Here is a 10,698-nt window from a genome sequence, read left to right as displayed (position 1 = left end):
CCGCGAACAACGAGCGAGCTCACCGCAAGAAGGCTCTCCCCGAGCTCAGGGAGCTCAGAAGAACTGCCAACACTGAACAACAGTGAAGCGATCATACAACACCTATTCGATTTATTCTCTGGGATGCCAAGAGAACAGGCAGTCCCAATTCTGAACCACATAATTGAGTCCTTAAACAGACGATTGCGACTTTGTTTCAGGCAGTTCTGCTCAACCGTTCAAAAAAGCGGGGCGCCATAGCGCTCTTCTTTTTTTGTCATAGGTTTCTCTTGTGCGCTCTATTCTGTGCAAAGGCCTGATATGCTGGTTGCAATCCTTCAGAGGTCAGAAAAGCGAAGGTGAACTTGCAACGCAATGGAATGTTTGGGATATGGCAGTTGAAGCAGCGCAGGATCTGAAGGTGCTAGCCTGCTCCACGAATCAGGGGCAGGTTGCTGCGTCGCTCGGTAATCCAGAGAGCACACACCATTCAAGCGGTCGTGCTCTCTAGATACTGTACTAGTATTTTAAGTGTAATTCAGGAGAAAGTGAAGGCGAGCGACTTCAGGGTTATCCTTGAAATCACTTGTTTTAAGTTGTTTATAGATGTTTTGGACTCGTTGTACGTTGATGAGTGAATGTATCTCTCGGGCAACAACGAGCCCTTCTATAGCCAGTTCAATTGCAGGCGTATACAATTTCTGATTGAGAAGCGCCTGCGCCTGCAAAATGTTGGTATAAGCTTGGCGGCGTTTCTGTTTTCCTCGTACTTCGCCCAATTCATACAGGGCATCTTGGTTCCATTGCATCGCTACTAGGGCTGATCCTCGGGTTAAATGATAGCGGTCCATATTCAGCTTTAAGAAAAAGGGATCGTCTTTTGCCTGCCCCGAACGAATGATTTTTCCAGCTTCTTCAATCGTTTGAAGCGCCTTTGTTTTATCCTTTTCATTCTGGACAAGCTTTGCAAGGATATGGCCTTCTTCAAGCAAGATAGCCCCGACAAGCGCTGGCGGAAGCGTGTTGCTTTCTTTTCTTGCTTTTTTACAAGCAACAAGGGCATGTTCTAAGCGTCCTTGTTCTTGTAAGGTGATAGTCATTCGATGATAGATCAACGCACGTAGCTCTCGGAACTGCTTTTCGTCCATTGACTCTATGCGCTGGAGAGCTTTTGTCAAATGTTTTGCACTTTCATCGAATAACCCTTGATCTCTCAAGAAGTTTGCGACAAATTGGTGATAGTCACAAAGCAGAAGAAGTATCTCTTCTCGCCCTCTGCTGCATTGCGAAAGGGCCTGACGCAATGCTGTGAGTTTGTAGGGAATGGTGCCGAATACTTCCTTTACCGTATCTGCATGATTCAGCTCCCAGTATTGCTGGAGCTCGTGGCGATATTGATCCACATCGACGCTTGTTTTCTGGACCGCTTGAGCATTGCCCGAGGCTTGCGGGCTAAGCCCCGAAAGCTGTTGTGAGATTTTTTCGAGCGTTACAATCCCTAAGAGCAGCGGTGGAATTTTGAATGTTTCTGCCAAAAACCGCCTGCGTTCGATTGAGAAACCAACATCTCTGTTTTCCATATCGTGTACCGCCTGTTCTGCGATGCCTAAAACTGAAGCCAGGTCGGCTTGTGTCCATACTTTCCCGTCTTCCTTTTTTTCAAAGATCGATAATGCTTAAGGACCGAGCCTGGCCGTGGGAAACCATCTTTCCCTGCACTAAATGATGGATAACCCATCTTTACCCACCAATACTGCATATTATCTCCTGATAGGATAGTCACATATTATATTTATCTTAAGAGAAACAGTAAAGTGCAACCGAAAGTAAAACTTATGGCTCTATTTTATCACACTTATAAGTCTTCATGCACCATATTATATTTACTCTATTAGAAAAACTTAGCTTTCTTTCAAAACAGAAGATACTGGATGAACATAAGTTTTAGAAACACAGAGATTTGAGAGATGATGAGTGAATGGATAAATCAGCTTTACATTTTAGATTATAACTGTTTGAGGTGAGTTAATGAGTAAGAAATTTTGCTACACAGTCAATGCAGGGTACCAGACCCTGTACAGTGGATCTGATCCTCAGGAAGCGCGTCGCGTATTTTTGGAGGCGGCAAAAGTTCCTGCCTATTTTGCGTGCAGCATCCAGCTTCTGAAAGGCGACCAGCTTCTTGGGGAGTTTCTCGAACGGATCGGACACCGACAACAGGACAAAGAGCGACTGCAATCGATCGAGAAGGAGAGAGAAAAATGAAGCAGACGACCTTGAGCAATGACGCCATTTTTGCACTGGTTGACCAGCACATCTTTGGCTTTGAGCCGACGTGTCACGGGCCGTGCCAGGACTGGTTCTTACAGGGCATCTGGACAGCTACAAGTGTCAGCTGTGTGGTGCAGAAATCGTGAGCGAGATTCCTCAAAAACTCCCGGACCAGCATCCTCGGCGCGTTCCAGAATACCGCCTGGAACAGCTTCTGCAAAAGGTCAAACAACTGAACCCAGAGCAACAGAAACGGGTTGTCGTCGGGCTGCTTGCCGATGTCTCCTCAGAGAACTGGTCCATCACAACGGTACTTGCACATCTGCTTGTCACTATGAATGCTCGTCAGCTTGCCATTGCGATGCTTTGGGCTCTTGGCGTTCTCTCTGAGCAGGAGCAAACCCATGAGTAAAGCGTTGTTTCGTCAAGACTGCTGGTATCGCACCGTGCAAGGGATGCTGGTCCATGTGATTGGCTATGAGGCCGATGAGCCTGAGACACCCTATACGATCGCTTCGTTTGACGGGAACCAGTATTTCTGTCACCCTCTGGGAAGGAATCTGGGCTTTTCTCCCTGGCAGACGCTGAGATTGTGGAGTCACCACCGGGCAAGGAAATTTTTCTGTTTCGGGCGAAGCTGACCGTCGATATCAAAGTGCTCGCAATCAATCGAGAAACGGCCCGCATGCTTGCCGCGGAAATGTTGTTTCCGCAATCAGGGCACGATCAAGTGATCATCATGTGCCATCAAAAAACACCCAGACAGGACAGGGAGGGTCCAGAGCATGCTTCAATGGATGAGCAAGAAAATCGCTGACTGGTTGCAGGTGTTGTATGAGGTAAACCGGATTCCTGAGACATGGGGGAGCACGTCCGTTTCGCATGAGACGTTTGAGCAGCTCCGTGAACAGGGCTTTTTCGCGGCTGGTCGGTATCTCTTCGGGCGAATTCGTGAGGTTGGCGTCCTGCGTGGTCACCAGCTCTCAAATTCGTCGCGCTTGTCATTGAGATCAGTCTTGTCATTCTGGTAAACGCGTTTCTGCATACCTTCACGAAAGAGCGAAGGCCAGAAGTGACGGCGGCTGGTCGTCGCCAGTTTTCACCTCAGGTGCCAGTAGCGGCTGTACTGCTCTCTGCGATCGGTGCGGGCTTGTTGGTGGCGCAGAATGGCGAGGAAATCTCTGGCGGCGGAGGTGGATATGAAGGCACAGGGTGGGATGATTCAGAGGCGACAGAATATCGGCCCTACAAGCGGCGCGATGAAGAAGATGGTCAAGAGGGCAACCCAGACCTTTCAATGTATGAAGAAGTGGATCCTGATGAACATTTCTAGGGTATACTTTGGAGAGAGGACGCCGTATTCCTCTCTCCCTTGTGTTCGTGGAAGGAGAAAGGGAACAATGACGAATTTCCGGCCCGTTGACCACACTCGTCCATTTTTGGATATTGTGAGGGAATTTGCCCAACAGTTTAAGCCCTATCCCGAGAAGCTTGTAAAGCTGTTTGAGGAGATTGACAGAGTGCATTTTGTCCCAGAAGAGCTGAGCGACTTCCTGCCCGATGTCTTCACTAATAAAGGGCGGGCTGGTTTACTTTCACAACCCGGGGTACTATTCAAAATGGTGGCGCTGTTTTTTCTCAAAGGGTATGAGGTCGTGTGTCAAGTCCCCCACGGCTCAAGCCGGGGGCTTGTCCCTCACCCACGAGGGGTTGAGACGAGAGGCCGCTTGACGATGACCCACCAACCAAGGATATACCGAGGCTGGCAAGAGACGAGAGGTATTTCTCTCGAATATTGTGAGACGCGTTGAGATCGGCATTGAGGCAGTAGCCACATTCACGACACAGGAAGAGGCTTTGAGAACGACGATTCTTGCGAGCCTGATGCCCACAGCGAGAACAGGTCTGGGAGGTATGACGAGGATCAACTTTGACCACCCTGATTCCCTTCTCCTGTGCTTTGTAGGTCAGAAAAGCGTGAAACTGTGCGAAGCTCCACGAATGAAGGCGACGCTGGCTTTCTGTCTTCTTCTTCATCCTGGCACGAGAGCGAATGTGCGTCAGATTCTCAACCACCATGGTCGAACCCGCAGGGGTGTGGGCAACGATGCGCTTACTGAGAACATGGTCATGATCTTTGCGTTGCCGAAGCAGTTTGCCAGAGAGCTTGCGCAAGTGGCGTTTCGCACTCTTTGTGCCTTTGGCTTGCAGTTTCCGCTTGAGACGGAAGATCCGACGCTCTTGCTCTTTCCAGCGACGTTCACCGAGGAATTGCTTATTGGAGGTGACAGCAGGACGATTCAACCCGAGATCAACACCCACGACTTTCCCCGCTGGGGCAACCACCGGATCAGGAATGCTCACGACCACATGCAGCGTATAACGACCTCTGCTCCCGCAAAGGTCGGCACTGCATACCTTGCCTCCGATCTGGCGGCAGAGGGGGGCACCACGAAGGGCAATTCAACTCGCCCACCAGTGGTTGCAAGGCTGCAGGTCATGGTTTCCCACTTGACCCAGTAGGAGCGGTGATCGTAGCGAATCGGACAGAGACGCGCACGCGGGGTACTCGCTTTACGCCCCTTCTTGCGTCGATCCAGGGCCGATTTGACGGCTTCGGTGGCTTTCACACGAGCAGCACAGACCAGTTGAGCGGGCAAGTCAGGATGCGTCGCACGCAAGGGATAGTAGATCCGCTTATGCAGTGCTACCCCATTGTGACACGAGGTCGTAAAGCCCTCTTGAGCTACCGCGTGAAAACAATCAGTGTGTGCTTGCAAGGTTCGCTGCAACACCTGTGCTTGCTCACTGTTCGGTTGGAGCTGCAAGATGATCGTTCTGTCCATGCAAGAAGTATCTTATATATACACAGTTTGGTCAATAGGTGCAGGTTCACTCCTGTCTCCAAGCCCCAAGAAAGGAAGACCTGCTTCCTCCCCATAGCTGAAGCAAGGGGTCTCCGCAGGTCTCGTCTGATGAAGGTAGTACCGGCACAGGATATCAGACAGCTATCCTTGCCAGGATGTGTAAGCACGTTTACTCAGTAGAGCGTGATCCCAAACGCGTCGAGTTTGCGAAGGATCGTCTGGCAAAACTCGGCATAGAGAATGTCACCATCATGCAGGGCGACGCCGCTGAAGGGCTGCCCCACTCTGCCCCCTTCGATCGGATGATTTTTGGTTGCGCCTTTTCTCAGGATCATGTGGAACAAGATCTTCTCGATCAGGTGGCGGAGCAACAGTCTCCGCTCATCGCGCCTACTGGCCAGTAGAGAGATGGGCGTGTGTATGGGGATATTCTCAGGGGTCGAGAAGAGGCGAGGAGAAGTCAAGCAGGAAGTGATCAACGCCTTTGCCAATACCCTTTACTTCGTGCCGCTGGTTTCACCGTGCCCGGTCGGCTGGACCTGGCAGAAAGACCGCTCTGTGCCCTCCAGCCAGGCGCGCCAGCGCAAATGGTGGCAGTTCTGGCAAGCCGGATAACTGAGCTCTGCCGCTGGTGCTCCAGCCATATTCTAGAAAATACACCCAACCTCTTGACAATGAATGAGCACAGATATACTCTCTCTTGGAGAGAGACGAGGTATAGCCCGACCATTTGTGCCTCTTTTTTATTACTGCGCTCATGAAGGCAGTTCTTATGCTCGCGGACGATATCACCTCACATTCTGCCGACGTTTCGCTTACATCCTTGCATCCAACAACACCTCAGATGGCTCGTCCTCAATCGCTTCTTCACTGCAATTGCCAAGAAGCAAGGCTATGGGAAACTGAGGTATGAAGTCAAAAAGGGCAAACCAAAGTATCTGTATGGTACTCAGAGTTTCGATCTCATGAAGGAGGGCTGACGAGGTCGCTCGAAGAACAGCCCTGGCTCCAGCGTTCAGATGAAACCAATCGGTGATATCAGCGTTTCTGTGAGTAGCTCGCTCTTGAGGCTGGCCGATATGCGCAATATAGAACGCTGAAAAAGGGAAATACACAAAGCAAGGCAGTACCGGCAAGCTGGACAAAAGCAACGAAATGCTTCGAGTGGCAGCATCGAACTGCGGCCTATGATGCCTGGCAACGCCAGGCAGATCTTTACGACTAACTCATCAGATCTTGAAATCGATCTGCACGTCTTCCAATGGCTCGCGGTGAGACCAGGGCTGCTTCTGAGGCGGCTCAGGCCCGACGAGCACCCCTCTTCGCGCCAGATGCGAGAGATCCCGTGCGGGTGGAACGAGGACGCGAGAAGAGCCCCGAAAGGTCATCCGGGGAAGTGTGAAAGAAGCGATCTCGCCACGTTGTGACCTGACTTTGCGAGCCAGCCTACTGCATCAGCGATCAGTCAGGATACAGGCACGAGCAGTTGCTGAATCATACTGTGCTGCTGAAGTCCGCGGGCTTCCACAGCATACCTTCATACAGACTTATAGACAAAAATATCTATTTTATCTTATTAACTGTAAATTCTGAAAAACATCTTCTGATTTTCTTATTTTTACTTATTATACATATAATACAGGAATTTCATCATTCTGAAGACGGAAAATCATACAAGCTCTAGAAGTGCCTCTTGTTCGTGTTTCATGCCACAAACAGACCATATCTCCAACAGGACGTGAGGAGACTTCACCAAAAGTTAGGGAGAGCCCTAAAAGCGGGAAATCATACAGATGAGGTGAACGAAGCTGGCTGTTTTTCCCTGATACATCCACTTCCTCTCTCCTGTACGCATGAAAGTCATCATACTCTTCCATTATCATAGAGATAAAAGAGAATAAAACAAAATTCAATGTGTAATATAATATAAAAGATGCTACAGAAGCTTCTCCTTACCTCATTTCTCTTTCCGCCGAACCCGGGCCAGCTGTTTCATTTCCGGAAAAGCACCTGTTCCGGCTTTGTTCCGATTTTTGGAATCCAGAACAGGCTGTGTCCTCTTTCCGGTTCGGAGGTGCCTGCTGGATGGTATCCGTGTTTTGGAATCCGGTACAGCGCCGGAACACCAATGCGATAGCGACCAGAACGACACGTCGGAGACGAGATATGTTGGCACTCTCCAAACCACCACACACCTCATCCTCCATCCCTCCCATCTCGTAGACAGAACCTCGACGGATATCAGCCGGAATGGCTCAGAAATATCCACACACCTATGAGTGCCAGCTTTGGCCACTCCCTCTCCCACCTCTCTCCTGGCTCGCTCCCACCGTTTTCCCGCTTCCCTTTTTGACATCCGCAATCTCACCTGCTTCCCGGTTTTGAGAAACCGGAACCCTCCCCCCTCTTTCCCGTTCTCGTTCCATCCCCCTCGATTATCCTGCTCCCAGGTGCACATTGCACCTCTCAACATACCAAAAAAGGAGAATCTTATGAAACACTTGCTGCTTCCACTCTGTGCTGTTATCCTTGCTATCGGAGCTTTCGCCATTCTCCCCGGCTCAACGGCGCTTGCTGCTTCCGCTCCTACCGATCCTTGTACCACCGATGACAATGTCATTCGCCTGCGCACCTCATTGCAGGGCCTGCTCCCAACCACCACCATCACGATCACCCCCTGCGCAGCCCATGCCCTGAACCAGCAGCAACCCCTAACTATCGACAACGATGGAACCTTCCCCGCCTTTTCCTCTCCCTGGCTCCCGCTATTCTTCTCCAGGCTGCTCACGCCACACGCTTCCACCATCTTTCAAACCCTCCACACCTGTTCACATCCCGAACAAGGCGTCTCCTTCTCTATACTCCTACCAACTCTCATGGGAACCCTCTCCGGTCCTATCTCCTACCTCCAGGCAACTCACCCCACCTTCTCCTGCGTCTCCTGATCTTCCTGCTGGCTCCCCTTCTTGGGGAGCCTCTTATCCCAGTAACGGCATTTCCTCCGATGTTCTTACACCTGCTTCTTCTTTACTCACCCCAATTTCTGCTTTCCTTTCTCCCACATTACAAAACAACAAACATCTATACTTCCTTTAGAACACTAAAAATTTTTGAAATAATGCTCTCATTTCATGAACCTGTTTCATCTTTCTTTCGCTCACTACTTATCCGCCCCGGAGGAGGTTTCTTATGCACTGCTTTCCGAGACTCTCAGCTCTGGCCTTACCAGCCACGCTGCCTTTTTTTTCATGTATCCTCACACCCAACCCTCTCTATTCACCCTCGATCACCGCCTATACATACATAGCAAGGAGGGCCTCTATGTCGCACTATGACTAATCACACCGGGCCAGGGAAAAGACTGGCCCTCTCACCTCTTTCCCAATACCACCTCTATCTCTCCGTTCTCTTCCGGTTCCTTCCCACCTTCTTTCCCCACTCACCAGCTACACTACCAACGGTGCACACCTATTGTGCCCGCACATTTCACCTGAAAGGATGTAACGATGTCTCACTACGACGAAGACCACCACCATACCAGAAAGGAACTGATCGCATGACTCTTGTACGCCGTTTCTGGCTCGCCCTGGCCATACTCGCTCTGCTCTCTCTGGCGCTCATCTTTTGGCTCACCCTCACGCCACGGCAGCCAGCACCTTCCATCGCTTATCCTACCTCTCCAGCATCTTCACCTACCATCACACCCACGCCAACACTCTCCCCGACGTTGACGCGCCCTTCTACCTCAACACTACCTGAACCAACTCTCCAGGCTTATCCTCACGACTCCGAGCCACAACCCGCCCCTCGCTTCTAGCTGAGCGCCTGGACAGCATGATAAAGCCGGTGGCCCTTTGCGGGTACACCGGCTGCTCATTCTGTCCTCAAAAAGGTCTTCTCTCCCCATCATCGCGGAAACAGGGTAGCCAGTCTCCGCTTCTCCAGACACAGGGAACAGGATGACCAAACTACATAGCCTACTCCCCCTGGGGGATCGAGGCCTTAATCTCCCTTCCATCATCGCTCCAGAGCCACCCTTCCACCCCGATCAAAAATCCATGCCGCTCCACTGTCACCATGACACTATAAACCCCTCGACTTCCATCCTCCTCGTTCCACGACACGCCTCCCTCAACCTCATTCGCAATCCGCAATCTCGCCCCTCCCTCCCCTCGATAGTCCCACAATCGCCCCCAACTCGTCTGGCACCACGGCGAATAGCGCCGTTCCAGACGACCCACCGTTTTTCCATCCAAAAGAAAAGTGGCCACGCCAGTCGTTTGCGCGTCAACCGCGCACCCCTGTGTCTCCGGATCCGTATACTCACAATGCATCATACTCAGCTCCTGCGCACACGTCACATCAACATGCGCCTCCACACACACTTCTCCCTGACGACACTCTCCCGCCGCATGTGCCACAGCGCTCCCATGCCACAGGATTCCCCCTCCCATCATCACAACGAACAACAGACCAAACAAGATCATCAAACGCTTCATAGAAATAGCCTCCTCGTGTTTTCTTCCAGTATTCCAGCTTCCTCCGGAGCAGAACCGAAATCGCCCCCGAAATCGTCCAAAACACCACGTTTTTTTGCATGATTCGTACGGTCATCCTGATGTCACACACCCAAAAAGAGAAGGCGGATTTTTCCACCTTCTCAGCATCTCATCCTTCATACTTCGCTCGGGTCCCGCTCAGGAGCGCATCTCTTCCCTTTCGTATTGTTTCGCGTGCGTCACAACACCCTGGCACAGACCAAGCATGGTCTCACCTCAGGAGTGAACGAGACTTTTTTCGCTTCGCTGTGCAGCCCTTGCCCCCGGCATTCCCGACGCTGCCCCATTGCAGAAACTGAATCAGATCAGTCGCGCGAACTGGCCCGCTTTCGCATAACTGACGCAGGAGCTGACACAGTGGCTAACAACAGAGCAGGACTCTATGAGATCCCGGATATCACGGCGATGCCGACCCGCTGTGCCAAACATGGGGAGCATGCTCGATAGCCTGAGACAGGATCAGTGAGCCACTTGCGCCTGTGCTAATATGAAGGGACGATGTCAATGTGTGCCGTCACAACTCGCAGAGCCATTACCAGGTATGGTCTTGCTTCGATTCATCGATTGCGTGCCAGAAGACCCCTGAGCTTCAGACATGGGGAGTCGTCACCGTAACGAGCAAGCCTGCTTGAGACCTTCTTACAGGCTCATCAGACGCCCCATGCCTGTCAGAGGGGAAAGAGTGCGCATAGGGACTCTCTGACACGGTTTTGCCGAGGTGCGCAAGCAGCAACAGCTTTACCGTGAACGACCCAGAAAGCCCCGTGCATTCATGCCGGGGATGAATGGGTCTTCCTTATGTTGGGTTGGGGCATCGGGGTACCGTGCCCTGTTGACATGTAGCCAGAATGGTGCTTTCATAGCTACATGAAAGACGGTATCAAATCCCTCAACGTCCGGCTCCCTGCTCATCTGTTGGAACAGATACGAGAGATAGCCAAACAGCATCATCGATCCTTGAATGGGGAAATCCTGACGGCAATAGAAGAGCATATCAAGAAACAGAAGAAAGGCTAGTAAAA

15 protein-coding genes and 1 pseudogene are annotated in these 10,698 nt (G+C 51.2%); 10 read left to right on the top strand and 6 right to left on the bottom strand.

What is annotated here, in order from left to right; translation table 11 throughout:
* Positions 1-506: 506 nt before the first annotated feature.
* Positions 507-1,559: a hypothetical protein gene (locus EI42_RS31185; RefSeq protein WP_111326813.1), complete on the bottom strand. Its 1,053-nt coding sequence runs from the start codon at positions 1,557-1,559 to the stop codon at positions 507-509.
* A gap of 448 nt (positions 1,560-2,007) precedes the next feature.
* Between EI42_RS31185 and EI42_RS31180 the strand changes: the two genes are divergently transcribed.
* From EI42_RS31180 to EI42_RS31160, 6 genes are all read left to right on the top strand, one after another.
* The gene (locus tag EI42_RS31180; RefSeq protein WP_111326811.1) at positions 2,008-2,244 is read left to right on the top strand and encodes a hypothetical protein; all 237 of its coding nucleotides are present in this window, start codon (positions 2,008-2,010) and stop codon (positions 2,242-2,244) included.
* Positions 2,241-2,396 (top strand): hypothetical protein, encoded by a 156-nt coding sequence (locus tag EI42_RS32995; protein ID WP_170143051.1) that lies wholly within the window; start codon positions 2,241-2,243, stop codon positions 2,394-2,396. Before EI42_RS31180 ends, EI42_RS32995 begins: the two co-directional genes overlap by 4 nt.
* Positions 2,393-2,662, top strand: coding sequence for a hypothetical protein (locus tag EI42_RS31175; protein ID WP_111326809.1), 270 nt, complete (start codon positions 2,393-2,395; stop codon positions 2,660-2,662). Before EI42_RS32995 ends, EI42_RS31175 begins: the two co-directional genes overlap by 4 nt.
* The gene (locus tag EI42_RS31170) at positions 2,655-2,891 is read left to right on the top strand and encodes a hypothetical protein (protein WP_111326807.1); all 237 of its coding nucleotides are present in this window, start codon (positions 2,655-2,657) and stop codon (positions 2,889-2,891) included. The genes EI42_RS31175 and EI42_RS31170 overlap by 8 nt, the downstream gene beginning before the upstream one ends.
* A 144-nt stretch (positions 2,892-3,035) precedes the next feature.
* Positions 3,036-3,281, top strand: coding sequence for a hypothetical protein (locus EI42_RS31165; protein ID WP_111326805.1), 246 nt, complete (start codon positions 3,036-3,038; stop codon positions 3,279-3,281).
* Between the two features lie 41 nt (positions 3,282-3,322).
* Complete coding sequence (locus tag EI42_RS31160; RefSeq protein WP_111326803.1) at positions 3,323-3,583, top strand: hypothetical protein; 261 nt, start codon at positions 3,323-3,325, stop codon at positions 3,581-3,583.
* Between the two features lie 305 nt (positions 3,584-3,888).
* Here EI42_RS31160 and EI42_RS31155 read toward each other — a convergent pair whose 3' ends face one another.
* Together EI42_RS31155 and EI42_RS31150 are read right to left on the bottom strand one after the other, a co-directional pair.
* The gene (locus EI42_RS31155; RefSeq protein ID WP_211326442.1) at positions 3,889-4,614 is read right to left on the bottom strand and encodes an RNA-guided endonuclease InsQ/TnpB family protein; all 726 of its coding nucleotides are present in this window, start codon (positions 4,612-4,614) and stop codon (positions 3,889-3,891) included.
* Entirely contained in the window at positions 4,611-5,096 is a 486-nt protein-coding gene (locus tag EI42_RS31150) for a hypothetical protein (protein ID WP_111326799.1), read from the bottom strand. The genes EI42_RS31155 and EI42_RS31150 overlap by 4 nt, the downstream gene beginning before the upstream one ends.
* A gap of 152 nt (positions 5,097-5,248) precedes the next feature.
* Here EI42_RS31150 and EI42_RS31145 point away from each other — a divergent pair.
* Positions 5,249-5,521 (top strand): annotated as a pseudogene (locus EI42_RS31145) (protein-L-isoaspartate O-methyltransferase family protein); the annotation flags it as partial.
* Between the two features lie 16 nt (positions 5,522-5,537).
* On the top strand, positions 5,538-5,732 hold the full coding sequence (locus EI42_RS31140; RefSeq protein ID WP_111326795.1) for a hypothetical protein: 195 nt from the start codon (positions 5,538-5,540) through the stop codon (positions 5,730-5,732).
* 614 nt (positions 5,733-6,346) lie between these two features.
* Here EI42_RS31140 and EI42_RS33640 read toward each other — a convergent pair.
* On the bottom strand, positions 6,347-6,505 hold the full coding sequence (locus EI42_RS33640; protein ID WP_211326441.1) for a hypothetical protein: 159 nt from the start codon (positions 6,503-6,505) through the stop codon (positions 6,347-6,349).
* Between the two features lie 1,104 nt (positions 6,506-7,609).
* Between EI42_RS33640 and EI42_RS31125 the strand changes: the two genes are divergently transcribed.
* On the top strand, positions 7,610-8,062 hold the full coding sequence (locus EI42_RS31125) for a hypothetical protein (protein WP_111326788.1): 453 nt from the start codon (positions 7,610-7,612) through the stop codon (positions 8,060-8,062).
* Positions 8,063-8,673: 611 nt separating this feature from the next.
* Positions 8,674-8,934 carry a hypothetical protein gene (locus EI42_RS31120; RefSeq protein ID WP_111326786.1) on the top strand — a complete coding sequence of 87 codons (261 nt, stop codon included), beginning with the start codon at positions 8,674-8,676 and terminating at the stop codon, positions 8,932-8,934.
* A 160-nt stretch (positions 8,935-9,094) separates the two neighbouring features.
* On the opposite strand, the gene EI42_RS31115 is transcribed toward EI42_RS31120, so the two are convergent.
* Both EI42_RS31115 and EI42_RS34150 read right to left on the bottom strand, forming a co-directional pair.
* Positions 9,095-9,616: a DUF2690 domain-containing protein gene (locus EI42_RS31115; protein WP_111326784.1), complete on the bottom strand. Its 522-nt coding sequence runs from the start codon at positions 9,614-9,616 to the stop codon at positions 9,095-9,097.
* 798 nt (positions 9,617-10,414) lie between these two features.
* The coding region (locus tag EI42_RS34150; RefSeq protein WP_249033494.1) for a hypothetical protein at positions 10,415-10,698 on the bottom strand (284 nt) is incomplete at its 5' end.

Origin of the sequence: Thermosporothrix hazakensis (assembly GCF_003253565.1) — a bacterium.
Taxonomy (GTDB): Bacteria; Chloroflexota; Ktedonobacteria; order Ktedonobacterales; family Ktedonobacteraceae; genus Thermosporothrix; species Thermosporothrix hazakensis.
This window is presented reverse-complemented; position numbering and strand designations above follow the sequence as displayed.